The 17,568-nt window shown below is 61.5% G+C and carries 17 protein-coding genes; 14 read left to right on the top strand and 3 right to left on the bottom strand.

Going from position 1 to position 17,568, the window contains the following annotated elements:
- Window positions 1–53 precede the first annotated feature (53 nt).
- The 4 genes from NKH16_RS08550 (at window position 54) to NKH16_RS08535 (ending at window position 4,010) form a co-directional block, all read left to right on the top strand.
- Entirely contained in the window at window positions 54–284 is a 231-nt protein-coding gene (locus NKH16_RS08550; protein WP_352746417.1) for a hypothetical protein, read from the top strand.
- Between the two features lie 443 nt (window positions 285–727).
- Entirely contained in the window at window positions 728–1,906 is a 1,179-nt protein-coding gene (locus NKH16_RS08545) for a GmrSD restriction endonuclease domain-containing protein (protein WP_352746420.1), read from the top strand.
- Entirely contained in the window at window positions 1,903–3,018 is a 1,116-nt protein-coding gene (locus tag NKH16_RS08540; protein WP_352746422.1) for an AAA family ATPase, read from the top strand. The genes NKH16_RS08545 and NKH16_RS08540 overlap by 4 nt, the downstream gene beginning before the upstream one ends.
- Entirely contained in the window at window positions 3,015–4,010 is a 996-nt protein-coding gene (locus NKH16_RS08535) for a hypothetical protein (RefSeq protein WP_352746425.1), read from the top strand. The genes NKH16_RS08540 and NKH16_RS08535 overlap by 4 nt, the downstream gene beginning before the upstream one ends.
- Window positions 4,011–4,293: 283 nt before the next feature.
- Here NKH16_RS08535 and NKH16_RS08530 read toward each other — a convergent pair whose 3' ends face one another.
- On the bottom strand, window positions 4,294–5,343 hold the full coding sequence (locus NKH16_RS08530) for a LacI family transcriptional regulator (protein WP_254816774.1): 1,050 nt from the start codon (window positions 5,341–5,343) through the stop codon (window positions 4,294–4,296).
- A gap of 394 nt (window positions 5,344–5,737) precedes the next feature.
- Here NKH16_RS08530 and NKH16_RS08525 point away from each other — a divergent pair, with 394 nt between their 5' ends.
- The 8 genes from NKH16_RS08525 (at window position 5,738) to NKH16_RS08490 (ending at window position 14,000) form a co-directional block, all read left to right on the top strand.
- Window positions 5,738–6,976 (top strand): ABC transporter substrate-binding protein, encoded by a 1,239-nt coding sequence (locus NKH16_RS08525; protein ID WP_352456792.1) that lies wholly within the window; start codon window positions 5,738–5,740, stop codon window positions 6,974–6,976.
- A 107-nt stretch (window positions 6,977–7,083) separates the two neighbouring features.
- On the top strand, window positions 7,084–7,977 hold the full coding sequence (locus NKH16_RS08520; protein ID WP_352448363.1) for a carbohydrate ABC transporter permease: 894 nt from the start codon (window positions 7,084–7,086) through the stop codon (window positions 7,975–7,977).
- Window positions 7,970–8,899: a carbohydrate ABC transporter permease gene (locus tag NKH16_RS08515; RefSeq protein ID WP_023675222.1), complete on the top strand. Its 930-nt coding sequence runs from the start codon at window positions 7,970–7,972 to the stop codon at window positions 8,897–8,899. Before NKH16_RS08520 ends, NKH16_RS08515 begins: the two co-directional genes overlap by 8 nt.
- A gap of 5 nt (window positions 8,900–8,904) precedes the next feature.
- Complete coding sequence (locus NKH16_RS08510) at window positions 8,905–10,017, top strand: ABC transporter ATP-binding protein (RefSeq protein WP_352448362.1); 1,113 nt, start codon at window positions 8,905–8,907, stop codon at window positions 10,015–10,017.
- 87 nt (window positions 10,018–10,104) lie between these two features.
- Window positions 10,105–10,851, top strand: a complete 747-nt coding sequence (locus NKH16_RS08505) for a sugar phosphate isomerase/epimerase family protein (protein ID WP_023675224.1) — start codon at window positions 10,105–10,107, stop codon at window positions 10,849–10,851.
- Between the two features lie 12 nt (window positions 10,852–10,863).
- On the top strand, window positions 10,864–12,012 hold the full coding sequence (locus NKH16_RS08500; protein ID WP_352456787.1) for a Gfo/Idh/MocA family protein: 1,149 nt from the start codon (window positions 10,864–10,866) through the stop codon (window positions 12,010–12,012).
- A gap of 131 nt (window positions 12,013–12,143) precedes the next feature.
- Complete coding sequence (mgrA, locus tag NKH16_RS08495) at window positions 12,144–13,190, top strand: L-glyceraldehyde 3-phosphate reductase (protein ID WP_352746430.1); 1,047 nt, start codon at window positions 12,144–12,146, stop codon at window positions 13,188–13,190.
- A 117-nt stretch (window positions 13,191–13,307) separates the two neighbouring features.
- The gene (locus NKH16_RS08490; protein ID WP_352448359.1) at window positions 13,308–14,000 is read left to right on the top strand and encodes a molybdate ABC transporter substrate-binding protein; all 693 of its coding nucleotides are present in this window, start codon (window positions 13,308–13,310) and stop codon (window positions 13,998–14,000) included.
- A gap of 47 nt (window positions 14,001–14,047) precedes the next feature.
- Here the strand turns inward: NKH16_RS08490 and NKH16_RS08485 are convergent, their stop codons facing one another.
- Window positions 14,048–14,344, bottom strand: coding sequence for a DUF2934 domain-containing protein (locus NKH16_RS08485; RefSeq protein WP_352448358.1), 297 nt, complete (start codon window positions 14,342–14,344; stop codon window positions 14,048–14,050).
- Between the two features lie 190 nt (window positions 14,345–14,534).
- On the opposite strand from NKH16_RS08485, the gene NKH16_RS08480 reads away from it, so the two are divergent.
- The gene (locus NKH16_RS08480) at window positions 14,535–14,885 is read left to right on the top strand and encodes a hypothetical protein (RefSeq protein ID WP_352448357.1); all 351 of its coding nucleotides are present in this window, start codon (window positions 14,535–14,537) and stop codon (window positions 14,883–14,885) included.
- Between the two features lie 67 nt (window positions 14,886–14,952).
- On the opposite strand, the gene NKH16_RS08475 is transcribed toward NKH16_RS08480, so the two are convergent.
- A complete protein-coding gene (locus NKH16_RS08475) occupies window positions 14,953–16,041 on the bottom strand; it encodes a S1 family serine peptidase (protein ID WP_352448356.1) in 1,089 nt (362 codons plus the stop codon).
- 392 nt (window positions 16,042–16,433) lie between these two features.
- On the opposite strand from NKH16_RS08475, the gene NKH16_RS08470 reads away from it, so the two are divergent.
- Window positions 16,434–17,516: a trypsin-like serine peptidase gene (locus NKH16_RS08470; protein ID WP_352746433.1), complete on the top strand. Its 1,083-nt coding sequence runs from the start codon at window positions 16,434–16,436 to the stop codon at window positions 17,514–17,516.
- Window positions 17,517–17,568: the final 52 nt, after the last annotated feature.

The raw sequence follows: 17,568 nt of genomic DNA, 5'->3' as shown, positions 1-17,568 counted from the left end.
GGAGCCGCGAATCTGTGGTAAGCCGCCGCTCAACCAACCAAAGGACGACACCTGTGACCGAACCGACCGTGGCCCAGGCGACCGAAACTATCTATGCCTCCCTCCGGGCGGACAATGCCGACATCGACGCACATATCGCGACGCTTAAAGCGGCGCTGACACGAGAAGGGATAAAACAGGCGGTGTTCGATCCGACCAAGTTGGCGCAGAACAACCGCTCGGGGCGCAAGTTGATGCAGGCCTATTTTCGGCAGCGCGGCGTGAGCGTGAGGTTTTCGGACTAGTAGAGCCGCGTAGAGCCGCGCGCGGGTGATCTCAAGCGCGCCGTTGGGAATTCTCGGGCCGGTCCGGCGGTTCGCCATCTGGACGTCGGGACTGCGCCTAAATTCGGTCGTAGCGAGTATGTTTCCCACCTCCCTGAAGCGGAGATCGTGCACGCTTGAGGGCGTGGTTGCGCCAACAGCGGGCGTCTGGCTCGAATTTGTCGGACGTGTTGATCAGGTCCGGTTGCGTCCGACAGCTTGTGGAAGTTGAGGTCGGGAGTTATGTAGCAAAGACCGAGCTCGCCTCAGTCAGGGGCACGGGGCAGCTGTCCGGGCGGTATTCGCGCGATTTCGTCAGCCTCCTGCGGGGCGAACCCAGCCGTCTAATTCTTCGTCGAACCAATAGCGGCTCATTAACGCAATTCCGGCAAGAAGGCGTTTGAGGCAGATACTCGAGAGAGCAGATGAGCGAAGACATCCCTGAAGACATACTAGATCAAGAGGACCTGGATGGCCTCGACAATGTCGAGGACCCAGGGGGGCACGTGGGTTCGATCAAGCCGTGGGATCCGGGGAAGATCCGTATTACGACTAAATCTTTCACGTTGCGTGAGGTGGTAGAACAGATAGCGGACGGAGATATTGATCTGTCTCCAGACTTTCAACGCGAGTACGTATGGAAGACGCGCCAACGAACCCGCCTAATCGAGTCGATTCTTCTCGGAATTCCATTACCAGCGTTTTACTTCAATCAGGCCGAAAACGGCTCGTACCAAGTCGTCGATGGCGTTCAGCGTCTCTCCACGATCTCACTCTTTATGCGCGGCGAGCACAGGCTTTCCAATGTCGATTTGGAATACCTTTCGGACCTGCACGACCGTACCTATCGACAACTCGACCCCGCGGCACTGAGACGTTTCAGGAGCGCCCAAATCGTCGTACACGTGATCGAGCCACAGACGCCCGACGAGGTCAAATACGACATCTTTAACCGTGTGAATACTTTGGGAAGCCCGCTGTCCGCCCAAGAGATTCGCCATGCGATGAGCGATTTACGCTCTCGAACTTTCCTCGGACGCTTGTCAGAAAGCTCTGCGTTCGATGTCGCCACGGAGGGCCATTACTGGAAGAAGCTCCCTGATGGGAGAACTGTCCGGGACAGCGGCAGAATGGCGAACCGCGAGCTCGCACTGCGATTCTGTGCATTTCGCATTAGCAGCGTCGATCAATATCGACAGTTTCCAAGCCTCGATGCATTTCTAATGAACTTCACAAAACGCATCGACGGTACAGCTGGAGCCGCCATCTCAGATGGCGAACTCACAGTACTCGAGGTAGATTTCGGCCGGGCCATGACAGCTGCCTACAACATCCTCGGGCCTGCCGCGTTCAGACGCTGGCCTCTTGGGGCGGAACGTCGGGGTCCGATCAACCGCGCGGTCTTCGAGTCCCAAGCGAACGCTCTGGCAGATCATGACCTCGGCGTACTGACTCCTCGTCGGGAGGAAATCGTGCGTGCATTCCGACAAGCCTTCCTAGAACCCGATTACCTACGGGCAGTAACCGTTAGCACCGGCGACCCAAACCGAGTCGCCCACCGGCTTGAACGTACCCGCGCCATCCTCCGAGAGGTACTGAAGTGATCGTCGGAGCTAGGATTAAGGGATTGAAGCGTTTGAAAGACGAGCGCTTCGCCTTGGCCCCACTCACCGTCCTCACCGGACTCAACGGGTCCGGCAAGACATCGCTGCTACAGGCCATCCTAATGGCGGTTGAGGCCAGCACAACCAAATCTTCCTCCCTGAGTCTGAACGGCCCGTTCGGCCTCCATCTCGGCACGGCCGAGGATGTTCTGAATTGGGAGAGCGCCAGCCCGATAGAAATCGCGTTGGAGGAGGCGGGAGGCGAAACTGCGTGTTGGCGGCTCGCCGTCCCGTCAGAGGAAGCGCTATACCTAGACATCGTCGAAGCGCCGAGCAACTTACCCCGGCCATTCTCGGGTAAACCACGGGTGTTCACGTATCTTAGTGCGGAACGGCTTGGTCCGCGAGGATACACGGCAGCGTCGCCCCTTCCCGAAGCCGAGTTGGAGGTAGGAACTCACGGCGAGTATTGTGCCCACGTGCTTAGCGTGCTCGGTGATCGGGTGATCGAGGCTGTTGAGCGCGCCCATCCTCTAAACGATGCTACAACACCGCGCCTGCTAAAATACGAAGTAGAGGAGTGGCTAAGCGAGATAGCGCGGCCGATCGAGGTTACAGGCGAGCGCGCGCCGGGCACAACGGTGGCCGAGCTTAGGTACAGGTTGCCGAGGTCGACTTGGGTGAAATCCACGAACATGGGGTTCGGCGTCACCTACGCGCTTCCGATAATACTCGCTGGTCTGATTGCCGACAAAGGCGGCCTGATTCTCGTGGAAAATCCAGAGGCTCACCTACATCCCGCGGGTCAGTCGCGCATAGGCGTGTTTCTCGCTTGGCTTGCGGGCCGCGGCGTGCAGATGATTATCGAAACGCATTCGGATCACGTGGTAAATGGCATCCGGAGGGCAATTGCCGAGCAAGGCTATCTCAAACCAACTTCCGCGGTCCTGCATTGGTTTGGTGGTAGCGACAACGAGAGCGAGGCGGTCTTCGAAACGCTGTCGATCACCGAAACGGGCAGTGTCTCGAAGTGGCCCAAGGGCTTCTTTGATCAATACCAGAACGACGTCGCATCCCTCGGTCGGATCAGGCGCGGAAGACGCGAGCCGTGACGTTCATAGTCAATGGAGCGGACTGGAATTTTAGCGGCATGTCTGCCGGCGATGTTGGGCGTCTGATCGATCGGGCCTTGGACTTCGTAGCGGTTTCAGCCGATCGCGCCGAGGAGGTGATGATCGGGGACGACTTTCAAATAAAGCTTATGCATGGAGCCCTCACCCTCTGGGATTTGTTCTCGGAAGAGTCACCGTTACATCTGCGAGGGGAGATGGCGCAGGAATTAGCAGGTTGGCTCGGCCGGGCACAGCGCTACGCCGACACAGACGATTGGCCGGAGGGGTTCGAGGACCCGATGGTTTCAATTGACGGAGGACCGCCCACCTACAACGAAGACGTCGCTTGGGTCCACTACAGCAACCGGGCGGGGAGGGCAGCGGCCTGTGTCACGCTCTACGCAAATAGCATCGGGACCACCACTACAGCTACCGGAAACGCCGCCGTACACTTCGTCAGCGACGATGTTGGCCGCAAGCGCTACTGGCGAGACATGATCGTGCTTGAGGGAGACAATCTCGAAAGCTTGGTGTGCCACGCGCCCCACGCCTATCCGGACCTTCACTTCGTCGATGGTGTGATTACGCATGCCGATCACCTGTCCGGTGGTTATCTTGCGTCAAGGCAGCGGGTCCGAGCTGCGTTGGCAGCTCTAAATGACTGGGGACATTGGACGTTTACTTGGCCTCCGCCTGCGATCGCACCCGGAGAGGCACCACTGCATGTTTCCGATGCCCAACCCAGTCACCAGCTCGTAGAGCATCGTTTTACAGGCTTTGGTCTGAACGCCGCACCGGAGAAGCCAAATGTGCGCGACCACCGCGTCAGCCGCGAGGCACGCGAGATCGTACTAGGCGGCCGCACACTATATTGTGAATGGCATGTCAAGCTTGAGCCGCATCGAAACCGTATTCACTTCCACGCGCCCGTCCCGGAAAGTGGGGACAGGGTAGTCATAGGTATGATCACCGAACACCTTCCGCTACCGTAAGGAACCTCAAACGATCACGCTCCAGCACTGGCCGGCGCAGCCATGCCGCGCCAACCTGACGAAGGCGGCCAGGCTGTAGTTCGCGCCGGATGACCGAACGTGGTGGTCAATGGAAAGGCGGCTTACTCCGTTTCTCGGCCAGAACCGGACAGGCAGCAAACGGCCCAAGGTTGCCAGTCAGCAGCGCGCATTTTGCAGCCAAGTGGAATCCCTCGGTGTCGCAGAAATGCGGCTAGGACAAACAGATGGAGCGGGTGCCAGTTCAATTTGAACATATCCCGCTCTAGTCGGGGCGGCGATAGGCCTGCACTTCGCCCGGCTCGCTCAGGCTTTGCAGGGTGCCGGGGGCGGCGCCGCCGATCCAGCCCAGCACCGAGCGGGCGAGTTCGGCGCCGGCCAGTCGGAAGTTCTCGTTGACGACCAGCAATTCGCTGCGAAACAGGTGCAGAAGCTCCGACGATTGTTTGGACACCACATCGACATCGCGGCCAAGCTTGAGGCCGGCGTCTTCGATGCCGGCGACGATGGCGAGCGTCGCGGCGGCGGCGCTGCTGATGAAACCGTCCGGGCGGCTTTCGCGGCGCATCAGCTGCGCGGTCCGCATTCTGATCTGCTCGATCGAATGATCGATCGAAACGGTGTTGAACGGAATCTCGCTGGCGCCGACCTCGCTCAGCGCATCGGCAAAGCCGGCGAGCGTGTGGCCGTGATAGGTCAGCTCGACCGGCGGCGCCAACAGAGCCAGGCGGCGGCGGCCGAGGCCGGCCAGATGGCGCACTGCCTCGGCTGCGAAAGCGTAATTGTCGAAATCATGGTAGGGATGGATCAGCCCCATATCGGTGCGGCCATGCGTGGCAAAGGGGATGCCGCGCTCCAGCATATAACGGGCCCTCGGATCGTTCGGCTGCGTGCGCGAAATGATGACGCCGTCGGCTGAACCGGTTTCCACGAGGTAGCGGATCGGGTCGAGCGGATCCTGCGAGCGCGAGTAGGGTGTCACGATCAAATGGTAGGGCGTGTCGGCAATGACTTCGGAAACGCCGTAGATGATATCCGAGACAAAGCTCATGATCTCGTGCTCGGTGTTGAGCACCAGGCTGATGACATTGGTCTTGCCGGTGCGCAGGCGGACGCCGGCACGGTTGGGCCGATAACCGATCTGCTTGGCGACAAGCTGGACGCGCCGCCTGGTCTCGGCGCCGATCTCGGGCGCGTCCTTCAGCGCGCGCGACACGGTGGTGACGCCCAGCCCGGTCATGAAGGCGAGCGTCTTCAGTGTCGGCCGGCCCTGGCCCGACGCTTCGTCGGCCTTCTCTTTTTGATGCCTGTTCATTCATCCCGCCCCGTCAGGCACATAGCAGTTGCCGGGCAGGCCGGCAATCGGCGGGCCGCGGGTACGCCGCGGGCCTTCACCGAATGACACCGCTATATACTGAAACGTTACAGATTGTCACTGCCGTGGCGATATCACTGGTGACAGGCGCAAAACGAGCGGCACTCCGGTCGGCGCAAAAAAGAGCGACAGAAGGGGCTTTTCCGGGTTTCTGGCGTCGCAGCATCAACTTTTTGCAGTGCAACCTCTCTTGTTGCGGTGCGGTAGGTCGGCAGCCGCGCGATTTTATTCGCGCTTCGAAAAAACTTGATGCCACCTTCGCCTGAGGGGTTGCGCGCCTCAAGCAATTGCCGTATCGAAAATCTGTAACGTTTCAGATTCTGGGAGGAACGAAATGCGATACCAACTCATGACTGCTGCGCTGGCTGCGACGGTCGCGCTGCAATTTGCCGGCCCGGCGGCCGCGACGGATCTGGAAGTCACCCATTGGTGGACCTCCGGCGGCGAGGCGGCAGCGGTCGCCGAACTCGCCAAGGCTTTCGACGCAACCGGCAATCACTGGGTTGACGGCGCCATCGCCGGCTCCGGCGGTACGGCGCGGCCGATCATGATCAGCCGCATCACCGGCGGCGACCCGATGGGCGCGACCCAGTTCAATCACGGCCGGCAGGCGGAAGAATTGGTGCAGGCCGGGCTGATGCGCGACCTCACCGATCTCGCCACCAAGGAAAAGTGGACGGAAATCGTGCAGCCGAAGAGCCTGCTCGACGGCTGTACCCTCGACGGCAAGATCTATTGCGTGCCGGTCAACATCCACTCCTGGCAGTGGCTGTGGCTGTCGAACGCGGCCTTCGAAAAAGCCGGCGTGCCGGTGCCGAAGAACTGGAATGAATATGTCGCTGCGGCGCCCGCGCTTGAAAAGGCAGGCATCCAGCCGCTCGCGGTCGGCGGCCAGCCCTGGCAGGCCTCCGGCGCTTTCGACGTGCTGCTTGCGGCGGTCGGCGGCACCGACGCCTTCCTCAAGGTCTACAAGGACAAGGACGCGGAATTCGCCGCCGGGCCCGAGGTCGCCAAGGTCTTCAAGGCCGCGGACGATGCCCGCAAGATGGCCAAGAACACCAATGTGCAGGACTGGAACCAGGCCACCAATCTGGTCATCACCGGCAAGGCCGGCGGCCAGATCATGGGTGACTGGGCGCAGGGCGAGTTCCAGGTTGCCGGCCAGACCGCCGGCAAGGACTATACTTGCCTTCCGGGCCTCGGTCTCAACGAGGTCATCGCCACTGGCGGCGACGCTTTCTACTTCCCGCTGCTGAAGGATCCCGAAAAATCGAAGGCACAGGAAGTGCTGGCCCACACGCTGCTCGATCCCAAGACGCAGGTCGCCTTCAATCTCAAGAAAGGTTCGCTGCCGGTGCGCGGCGACGTCGACCTCAAGGCGGCGAACGACTGCATGAAGAAGGGGCTCGAAATTCTCGCCAAGGGCAATGTCATGCCCTGGACCGACCAGCTGCTTTCGCAGGATACGCAGAAGCAGAAGGAGGATCTTTTCTCCGAGTTCTTCGCCAAGCAGGACATGACCGTGGAAGATGCGCAGAAGCGCTTCGCCGCCATTGTCGGTTCGGCCGATTGAGCGATCGACCGACCGCCTCACTCCCGCCCCTGCAAACGCAGGGTCGGGAGCTCGGGTCAAGGCCTCTTGACCCTCCGGCCCTTACCCGATCCAGCGCGGCTGTGCAGATGAGCAAGAGCGAACGCCCGAGCCAACTCTTTCGCAACCTCAATGCGAAAATCGCCTCGATCCCAATGATCCTCACCGCGCTGGTGATCTTTGTCGGCGGCAGCGCGTGGACGGTGCTTTATTCCTTCACCAGTTCGAAGCTCCTGCCACGGCTGAATTTCGTCGGGCTCGACCAGTACTACCGTCTGTGGTCGGTGCCGCGCTGGCTGGTCTCGATCGAGAACCTGCTGATCTACGGCGTGCTGTCGCTGCTGTTCTCGCTGGTGATCGGCTTCCTGCTTGCCGCCCTGCTCGACCAGAAGATCCGGTTCGAGGACACGTTCCGGACCATCTTCCTCTATCCCTTCGCCCTGTCCTTCATCGTCACCGGCCTCGTCTGGCAGTGGTTGCTCAACCCCGAGTTCGGGATCCAGGGAGTGGTGCGCAGCCTCGGCTGGACGAGCTTCAGCTTCAATCCGCTCTATGATTCCAGCATCGTCATCTACGGCATATTGATCGCCGCTCTCTGGCAGGGCACCGGGCTCATCATGTGCCTGATGCTGGCCGGCCTGCGCGGGATCGACGAGGATATCTGGAAGGCCGCAAGGGTCGACGGGATACCGACCTGGAAGACCTATCTGTTCATCATCATACCGATGATGCGGCCGGTGTTTATCACCACGCTCGTCATCATCGCTGCCGGTATCGTCAAGATCTATGACCTGGTTGTCGCCCAGACCAGCGGCGGGCCCGGCATCGCCTCCGAAGTCCCGGCCAAATATGTCTATGACTACATGTTCTTCGCCCAGAACCTCGGTCAGGGGTTCGCCGCCTCGACCATGATGCTGCTGTCGGTGATCATCGTCATCGTGCCGTGGGCCTATCTCGAGTTCGGAGGCAAGAAGCGTGTCTGACCATACCGTTTCCTTGCCGGCCGGCCCCGGCACGCTCGAAGCGTACGGGCCGAGCGGGCCGAAGCCGCGGCATATGTTCTCGCGCCGCAACATCTTCCTCTACGGCACGCTCATCGTGGTGGCGCTCTACTATCTTTTGCCGCTCTACGTGATGGTGGTGACGTCGCTCAAAGGCATGCCCGAGATACGCCTCGGCAACATCTTCTCGCCGCCGATGGAGATCACCTTCGAGCCATGGGTCAAGGCCTGGTCGAGCGCCTGCACCGGGCTCAACTGCGACGGGCTGTCGCGTGGCTTCTGGAATTCGGTGCGCATCACGATCCCGTCGGTGATCCTGTCGATCGCGCTCGCCTCGGTGAACGGCTATGCGCTTGCCAACTGGCGCTTCAAAGGTGCCGACACCTTCTTCATCATCCTGATCGTCGGCGCCTTCATCCCCTATCAGGTGATGATCTATCCGATCGTCATCATCCTGCGCGAAGTCGGCCTCTACGGCAGCCTCAGCGGCCTGGTGATCGTCCATTCCATCTTCGGCATGCCGATCCTCACACTGTTGTTCCGCAACTACTTTACCTCCATGCCGGAGGAGCTGTTCCGGGCAGCGCGTGTCGACGGCGCCGGCTTCTGGGGCATTTATTTCCGCATCATGCTGCCGATGTCGCTGCCGATCTTCGTCGTCGCCATCATCCTGCAGGTGACCGGCATCTGGAACGACTTCCTGTTCGGCGTCGTCTACACCCGCCCCGACACCTATCCGATGACGGTGCAGCTCAACAACATCGTCAACTCGGTGCAAGGCGTGAAGGAATACAACGTCAACATGGCAGCCACCATCCTGACCGGCCTGGTGCCGCTGATCGTCTATTTCCTGTCCGGAAAATTGTTTGTGCGCGGCATCGCCGCCGGCGCGGTGAAAGGATGATGGCGATGAACGCAAACGGCAGCATTGCGGCAAACGGCACCAGCGTCTCGATCCAGAACCTGTCGCTGAATTTCGGTGCGATATCGGTGCTGCAGACGCTCAACCTCGATGTTGCCGAAGGCGAATTCATCGTGCTGCTCGGTCCGTCCGGCTGCGGCAAGTCGACCTTGCTCAACTGCATTGCCGGGCTGCTCGACGTTTCCGAAGGCCGCATCTTCATCAAGGGCAAGAACGTCACCTGGGAAGAGCCCAAGGATCGCGGCATCGGCATGGTGTTCCAGTCCTACGCGCTCTATCCGCAGATGACGGTGGAGAAGAACCTGTCGTTCGGGCTGCGCGTTGCCGGCCTCGCCAAGGACGAGATCGCCAAGCGCATCGCCCGGGCCGCCGAGATCCTGCAGATCGAACCGCTTTTGCATCGCAAGCCGGCGGCGCTGTCCGGCGGCCAGCGCCAGCGCGTGGCGATCGGGCGCGCACTTGTGCGTGACGTCGATGTCTTTCTGTTCGACGAACCGCTCTCCAACCTCGACGCCAAGCTGCGCGCGGAATTGCGCGTCGAGATCAAGCTGCTGCATCGCAAGCTCGAGAACACCATGATCTACGTCACCCACGACCAGATCGAGGCGATGACGCTGGCCGACCGTATCGCGGTGATGAAGGGCGGCGTCATCCAGCAGCTCGATGCGCCGCAGACCATCTATAACCGGCCGGTCAACCGGTTTGTCGCCGGCTTCCTCGGCTCGCCGGCAATGAACTTCCTCGACGGCAGACTGGAGCAAGCGGCAGGCGACTGGCACTTCGTCGCCGAGGATGTGCGGATACCGCTTGCCACCTATGCTTTCGAGAAGGACCCGGTGCCAGGGCCGGCCGTGTTCGGCATTCGCCCCGAGCACGTGGCGTTCAACAGCGGCACGGGATGGCCATTCGCAGCCACGGCAAATGTCGAGGTCGTCGAGCCCATGGGTTCCGACACGCTGGTCTGGCTGAAGCTCGCCGGCCAGAATTTCACGGTGCGGGTGACAGCCGAGCGCACGCCAAACAACGCCGAGGCGGTCGGCATCGGTTTTGACCCGATGCGCGCCTCGCTTTTCGACGCCGCCACAGGTAACCGCCTCTAGAGCATGATTTAGCCTCCCAAGACTCTTCTACTCCCGCAAGACTCATCCCCCCAAAACTAACCATCCACAAGAAAACGGACAGAGACGATGAACTGGTCATTCCAACTTTACAGCGCCCGCAATTTCCAGCCCTGGGAGGGCGTGCTCAAGATGCTGGGGGAGCTTGGTTACAGCCAAGTCGAAGGGTTCGGCGGCGTCTATGACGATCCCAAGGCGTTCCGTGCCGAGCTCGACAAGAACGGGCTCGCCATGCCGACCGGGCATTTCTCGATCGACGCGCTCGAGAAGGATTTCGACGGCGTGCGCAGGACGGCCGACGCGCTCGGCATCACGCTGCTCATCTGCCCGTTCCTGAACGCCGAGTTCAGGCCGGCCGACACAGCCGGCTGGCGCGGCTTCGGCGAACGCCTGGCCAAGGTCGGCGAGACGGCCAGGAAAGCCGGCTATGGCTTTGCCTGGCACAACCATGATTTCGAGTTCAAGGCGCTTGCCGACGGCTCGGTGCCGCAGGACCATATCCTGTCCTCCGCGCCCGACATCGGCTGGGAGATGGACGTCGCCTGGGTGGTGCGCGGCGGCGTCGATCCGCTGCCCTGGATCGAGAAGCACGGCAAGCGCATCGTCGCCGTCCATGTCAAGGACTTGGCCAAGCCGGGCGAGGGCCTCGACGAGGACGGCTGGTCCGACGTCGGCCACGGCACCATCGACTGGCCCGGCCTGATCAAGGCGCTACGCGCCAAAAGCGCCGCAAAATACTACGTCATGGAACAGGACAATCCCAACGATATCGAGCGCTTCGCCCGCCGCTCGATCGCAGCCGCCAAGACCTATTAGGAGCACATCAGCATGGCAACAAAACTTGGCATCGGCGTCATCGGCTGCGGCAACATCTCGAAGGCGTATTTCTCGCTGGCGCCGCTGTTTCGCGGCATCGAGATGCGCGCCTGCGCCGACATCAACATGGAAGCGGCGAAAGCGCGGGCAAAAGAGTTCAAGCTGCGCGCCGAGACCGTCGAGGGGCTGCTCAAGGCCGACGATATCGACATCATCGTCAACCTGACCATTCCGGCGGTGCATTACGAGGTGTCGAAGCAGATCCTCGACGCCGGCAAGCACGTCTATTCGGAGAAGCCCTTCGTGCTGTCGGTCAAGGAAGGGCTCGACCTGAAGAAACGGGCGGAAAGCAAGGGGCTGCGCATCGGTTCGGCGCCCGACACCTTCCTCGGCGGCGCGCACCAGCTTGTCCGCGACCTGATCGACACCGGCAGGCTCGGCAGGATCACCAGCGGCACCTGTCATGTGATGAGCCATGGCATGGAGCATTGGCACCCCAATCCGGACTTCTTCTTCCAGCCGGGCGCCGGGCCGGTGCTCGATATCGGACCGTATTACATCACCAACCTGATCCAGCTGATCGGGCCGGTGAAGCAGGTCGCCGCCTTCGCTTCGATCCCGATGACGGAACGCATCATCAGCTCGAAGCCGCGCGCCGGCGAAAAGATCCCGGTCTCCACGCCAACGACGATCCACGGCGTGCTGGAATTCGAGAACGGCGCCATGGTGACGCTCAACACCAGCTGGGATGTCTGGAGCCATGGCCACGCGCCGATGGAACTCTATGGCGAGGCGGGCACGGTGTTCGTACCGGATCCGAACTTCTTCGGCGGCGAAGTGCGCTACACCGAAGCCGCCAAACCGGTGAAGAAGCTGCCGAAATGGCCGCATCCGTTCGGCGTGCCCAACGAGATGCATTCGCAAGGCATGATGGCCAACTACCGCACCGCCGGTTTGGCCGACATGGCGATCGCGATCAGGGAAGGCCGGCCGCACCGCTGCTCGATGGAACTGGCGCTGCATGCCGTCGACGTCATGACCGGCCTGTTGCGTTCGGGCGAGACCGGAAAGTTCGTCGCCATGCAGACCAGCTGCGAGCGGCCCGCGGCACTCGGCGTCAAGGCGGCGAAGGAGCTGCTGGCGAAGAAGAAAACCAAGTAGGCGGCGCACCTCCCAAGCACCGCAAAAAGCCTCTCCCCGTTTGCGCGGGGAGAGGCTAAGGGTGGGCCGGAGTCGACTTGCCCCACTGTCGCGGCGGCAGCTGTCGGCTCGTTTCGATATGAGGATTTCCCATGCCGTATGTTCCCGCCGAAAACCGCTACGACAAGATGGTCTACAATCGCTGCGGGCGGTCCGGCCTGAAGCTGCCGGCGATCTCGCTTGGGCTGTGGCACAATTTCGGCAACGACACGCCGCATAGAACCAAGCAGGCGATCGCGCGCAGGGCGTTCGATCTCGGCATCACGCATTTCGACCTCGCCAACAATTACGGCCCGCCGCCCGGCTCGGCGGAGCAGGCGTTCGGCGAGATCCTGCGGACGGACTTTACCGGTTATCGCGACGAGCTGATCATCTCGACCAAGGCCGGCTACGAAATGTGGGCAGGGCCTTATGGCGAATGGGGCGGCCGCAAATATGTCCTGGCCAGCCTCGACCAGAGCCTGAAGCGGATGGGGCTCGACTATGTCGACATCTTCTATTCGCACCGCTTCGACCCCGACACCCCGCTGGAGGAAACGATGGGCGCGCTCGATCACGCTGTGCGCTCGGGCAAGGCGCTCTATGCCGGCATTTCCTCCTATAATTCGCAGCGCACCCGCGAGGCCGCCGACATATTGAAGCAGCTCGGCACGCCTTGCGTGATCCATCAGCCGAGCTATTCGATGCTCAACCGCTGGGTCGAGGATGATGGCCTGCTCGATACGCTGGAGGGGCTTGGTGTCGGCTCGATCGTGTTCTCGCCGCTGGCGCAAGGCATGCTGACCGACAAATATCTCGGCGGCATCCCCGATGGCAGCCGCGCCAGCCAGGGCAAGTCGCTGCGCCCGGCATTCATCAACGACAAGTCGATCGCCAATATCGAGGCGCTGAACGTCATCGCCCGTCGCCGCGGCCAGACGCTGGCGCAGATGGCGCTGGCCTGGGTGCTGCGCCGGGGCAGGGTGACGTCGGCGCTGATCGGCGCCAGCCGGCCGGAACAGGTCGAGGATTGCGTCGGCGCGCTGAAGGCGCTCGACTTCAGCGATGCCGAACTCGCCGAGATCGACACCTTTGCCCGCGAGTCGGACATCAATCTCTGGGCGGCATCGGCCGAGCGCAAGGGGCCGCCGAGGAAGTAGGCGATGACGGCATCCGGTGGCCGAAGGGCGACGGCTTCCGGGACGCTGAGCATAGAATGGCCGGGCAGCTGGATGGGTACTGCAAGAAGGTCGTTTCGTCCGATTCGGGGTTAGGCGATGAATCAGGAAATCCGGCTTTTTGGCGCTATTGCGGTCCGCCCCGCCATTCTAGCTCTCATACCCCGGTTCGAAACGGGCACGGGATTCACAGTTGCGGTCAGGTGGGAACTCAATCCGACAGTAAAGAAGCAGATTGAAGCTGGGGAAGCTTTTGACCTCGTCATCACCAATCCGGACCTGGTTCAGGATCTGACTGCCTCGGGAAAGGTCAAGGCGGGGAGCCAGGTGGCGTTTGGCCGGATAGCAATGGGGGTGGCAGCCAAGGCAGGCAGTCGACCGCTCGATATCGGGTCCGTGGAAGCATTCGAACAGGCGTTGAAGAGCGCCAGATCGATCGCCTTCGCCAGTGAAGGAACCAGCGGTGGCTACTTCTCCGGTTTGCTGGAACGTTTGGGGATAGCGGATGAGGTGAAGCCCAAGCTGGTGGCCATACCAGGAGGGCAGACAGCGCCGGCCGTGGGCCGTGGGGAAGCCGAGTTGGGGGTGGTTCCCGTGACTTCGATTCTCGCGGCCGCTCCCGATGTCGTGCTTGTCGGTCGGTTTCCGGAAGAACTCCAAAGTTACGTCGACTTCGCCATCGGCATCAGCGCCGATTCGACGGACGCAGAAGCTGCCAAGCAGCTGTCGGCATTTCTGATGTCGGCAGCCGTTGATGACATGCTGGCGGCAAGGGGTGTCGAGCGCCGCTAAGAGCGTGCTTGATAAGCAGCGCTGGGAATCCCCTTCTCAAACACGCTCTAACTTTCGGCTGCCTTGAGGTTCCGCGCGGCTTCCTCCAGCGTCGCCCTGTCGTTGCCAAGCCTGTCGATCAGCTCTTGCGCCTGATCACCGGTTATCCCGGTGCGCATCGCCAGTGCCTCGACCGTCAGAACGTCGGAGCTGGCGATCGTTCCCGCCGGAACGTCCGCGTCGTCGAGGCCAAGCTCTTGCTTCGCCTGCTGCCAATGACGTTCATGCGCGCCATCCGGGCGGCCCTCGCGCACCCAGATTTCATAGGCTCGCTGCCGAATTTTTTCATGCCGATCGTCGTCCATGGCGGTTCCTCCCTTGTGGCGTTTTCACCAACGCGGGGAGCGCCGGAACGATCCGATGTTGATGCCGAATTCGCAGACATGCCGGACAAAAGTCGGTTTCTCACCGAACAAACACCGGACATACGCGTTTTGCGGAGGAACCTGCACAGTGGGCCGGCCGTTGAGCCGAGCCTGAGCAAAGGAGATTACAATGGCCGACGAACCGAACGAATCCGCAGCACCGAAGATGACTCAACGTGAAGCTCAGGAAGCCCTGGAGAAGCAGGTCGCGCAGCTGAGGCGCGAGATCAACAAGATCAACCGAACCTTGGCGGAACGCGCGGAAGAGGCGATCGAGGACGCCGGCGATTGGTATGGCAACGCTGCTGAGCGCGCCTCGCGGACGGCACAAGCCCTGCGCAACAGGGCGCAGACGGTGTCCGGGGTTGTCCAGGAGAATCCTGGGACAGTATCGTCCGCCTTCATACTCGGAGCGGCCGTAGGGGCGTTACTGGGCCTCGCCTTGGCCGCCACAGACCAGCGCCGCGATCGCTGGTTTTAGTCCCAACCTAAGGTTCCGGGCAGAAACGGCGGGATTGCTCCCGCCGTCATTCAGCAAATGACACCGGTCAGGGCGTGGCGGGCTTCTGCGCCGTGCCGAGGGCTTTGGGCGCTGCGGGCGCTGCCGTCCTCATCTTCTCCTCGATCCAGCCGGTGTAATTGGCCAGCCGCGTGTAGATGCCGTAGGCGTTCTTGTGGCCGCAGGCGGTGCTGCCGTCGGCCGGACCTTCGCCCCAGCTGACGACGCCGACCTGCATCGGACCATCGGCGCCGGTCATGAACAGCGGTCCGCCGCTGTCGCCATTGCAGGCGTCGCGCTCGCCGCTTGCGGTGCCGGCGCAGATCATGTTGCCGGTCAGCGGATCGGCCATATCGGCTGCAATCGCGTTGGCGGCGGCCTCGATGCCCCTTTCCGAATAACGCATGCGGCGGGCGAGCTCGCCGAGCGCTGCCTTCAAATCATGCGCATAAATCGCCTTGATGCCGCTGTTGCAGGTTGCGTTCGGCTGGAGGTCCAGGTCGGCGACCATCAGCGCGGTGGGAAACGTTCCGTCCTGCATCTTGCCCCAACCGGTGACCGTCGTCTTACCGGTGTCCGGTGTCGGCTCACGGGCAATTTTGATGGTCGGGGCATCGGCCGGCGCGGCCAGCCGGATCAAGCCGACATCGTTGTCCAGCGTCTGCTCGCTATAGCCCTCGTTGACGACGATCTCCGCCGCCTTGTAGCGCTTGCCCTCGCTGAGATCGGTGGCGCCGGTGAGCACGGTAACCATATCAGGCGAAATCGGCTCGCCGTCGTCATTGAGGCAGTGCGCCGCCGTCAGCACCCATTGCGGCGCGATCAGGCTGCCGCCGCAGAACTGCGCATTCGCCTGGGAGGCCGGGCTTTTGTCCAGTTTGCCGGTGGTCAGCAATGCCACCTGGAACGGGTAAGCGCCCTTCTCGGCCTCTTTGCCGCCGTAGACACGATCGGCGCCGTCGGGGTTCTCCGCCCTGGCCTTGGCCCTGGCCTCCGCCACGCGTTTCATCGGCGAGATCGCCGCCTCCGGCCGGGCGACCGCGTCCGTGGCATGAACGGAATTGACGGCCGGCAAGGCCGCCGCGATGCCGAGCAGCGCAGCGGCGGCAATCGGTCTGAACCTATGGATGATCTTCACCTCGAACCCCCTGAGACGATGTTCCCGACAGGTCAGTCGCCGACGCATGATCCACTGAAATGGAACCGGCCGGTGAGATCATGCTCCACGGCGAAGCACGATCCGTCACAAAGCCGAGCACCATTTCTGCTAGTCGTGCTGTCGAGCCAAAACCCGCCCAAAATCCTATAGCCCCCCACGGGCTATGTGGAAGCAATTTGTCGTTGCCAATGTTGGATTATTTTAGGCAGTATACCGTTGCAGGCATTTTTGGCGGGGACCTAAACTGTCTGCACTGAATAATGGCCCGGTAAAGGCACCTGTAACCAATTTCATTTTTCTGCGCCACCACGATCTCGACAATATTTCTATATCTTGATCCAGTCCTTGCTGACTTTTGGGAGAGTCTCACCATGACAAAACTGACACATAGCATTATTGCGTCCGCGTTGCTTTCCACCGCAATGTGGGCGGTTCCTGCCTTGGCTGCCGAGCCAGGTTCCGCCAATGCCGGCAACGGCGAAAGCATGCGGGATGTGACATCGGGCGATTACAAGCCTGGCCGGGCGAAACCGATCGCCCCGCCGAAACTGACCGAGGACGAGGCCAACCGCGCCGCGCCGCTCACCGACGAAGCAACGGCCGTCAAATCCTATGGCATCGTCGGCCGCTCCGCCGATGGCAAGGACATCAAGATCGATCCGAACGAGACGCTGAAGGACCTTGTCATCAAGGAAATGAACGCGCCCGCCGAGGGACAGAAGTCCGAGAATTCCGGGCTGAGCGGAGGCGAAGAGGCCGGCCGCCAGGTGTTCGGGACGGACGACCGCGAGCAGATCAAGAATACCAAAACCTACCCGTTCACCGCGATCGGTTATCTCGAAGGCAAATCGAAGAGCGGCAGCTATGGCAGCTGCTCGGCGACGCTGATCGGCCCGCGCACGGTGCTCACCGCGGCGCACTGCCTCTACAGCCACGAAGACAAGGCCTGGCTGGACGATATCCTGTTCGTGCCGGCTCTCAACGGCAAGACTGCCGACGACGCACCGTTCGGCGCCTTCACCTATGAAAGCGCCTATATCGTCCAGGGCTTCATCGACAATTACCAGGGCTTTTACGGCTCGGTCGTTCCATGGGATCTCGGCATCGTCACCCTGAAACAGGATGTCGGCACCAATCTCGGCTGGCTGGGCTATGCCAATTACGTGGATCTTGGCGATTTCACCGCCAACATCGTCGGCTATCCCGGCGACAAGCCGATGGGCACGATGTGGAAGGCGACCTGCGAAGTGCTCGCCGAACACATCGCCACCGAGTATTTCCAGTACGACTGCGACACGTATCCAGGATCGAGCGGCAGCTCGGTCTACGCCTACGACAATGGCTCCAAGCAGCGCGTCATCACCGGCGTGAACGTGGCCGAGAGCCCGGATGCCAATACCGCCGTGCGCCTGAACGCCATCAACGTCCAGTGGATCAACAGCCTGTACAAATAGGCCTGCAGAATTTCGGCCGCGATCGTCGCGGAAAACCTGCCGGCGGCGGAGC

This window comes from Mesorhizobium sp. M1307 (assembly GCF_040318155.1).
Classification (GTDB): Bacteria; Pseudomonadota; Alphaproteobacteria; order Rhizobiales; family Rhizobiaceae; genus Mesorhizobium.
Note: the sequence above shows the minus strand (reverse complement) of the source record. Positions and strands in the feature narration are given on the sequence as shown.

What these genes read in the sequence shown, in the direction of transcription:
- NKH16_RS08545 (WP_352746420.1), top strand. Translation starts at nt 728, where the DNA reads ATGAGCGAAGACATCCCTGAAGACATACTAGATCAAGAGGACCTGGAT.
- NKH16_RS08530 (WP_254816774.1), bottom strand. Translation starts at nt 5,343, where the DNA reads ATGAACAGGCATCAAAAAGAGAAGGCCGACGAAGCGTCGGGCCAGGGC.
- NKH16_RS08525 (WP_352456792.1), top strand. Translation starts at nt 5,738, where the DNA reads ATGCGATACCAACTCATGACTGCTGCGCTGGCTGCGACGGTCGCGCTG.
- NKH16_RS08520 (WP_352448363.1), top strand. Translation starts at nt 7,084, where the DNA reads ATGAGCAAGAGCGAACGCCCGAGCCAACTCTTTCGCAACCTCAATGCG.
- NKH16_RS08510 (WP_352448362.1), top strand. Translation starts at nt 8,905, where the DNA reads ATGAACGCAAACGGCAGCATTGCGGCAAACGGCACCAGCGTCTCGATC.
- NKH16_RS08505 (WP_023675224.1), top strand. Translation starts at nt 10,105, where the DNA reads ATGAACTGGTCATTCCAACTTTACAGCGCCCGCAATTTCCAGCCCTGG.
- NKH16_RS08500 (WP_352456787.1), top strand. Translation starts at nt 10,864, where the DNA reads ATGGCAACAAAACTTGGCATCGGCGTCATCGGCTGCGGCAACATCTCG.
- mgrA (WP_352746430.1), top strand. Translation starts at nt 12,144, where the DNA reads ATGCCGTATGTTCCCGCCGAAAACCGCTACGACAAGATGGTCTACAAT.
- NKH16_RS08490 (WP_352448359.1), top strand. Translation starts at nt 13,308, where the DNA reads ATGAATCAGGAAATCCGGCTTTTTGGCGCTATTGCGGTCCGCCCCGCC.
- NKH16_RS08485 (WP_352448358.1), bottom strand. Translation starts at nt 14,344, where the DNA reads ATGGACGACGATCGGCATGAAAAAATTCGGCAGCGAGCCTATGAAATC.
- NKH16_RS08480 (WP_352448357.1), top strand. Translation starts at nt 14,535, where the DNA reads ATGGCCGACGAACCGAACGAATCCGCAGCACCGAAGATGACTCAACGT.
- NKH16_RS08470 (WP_352746433.1), top strand. Translation starts at nt 16,434, where the DNA reads ATGACAAAACTGACACATAGCATTATTGCGTCCGCGTTGCTTTCCACC.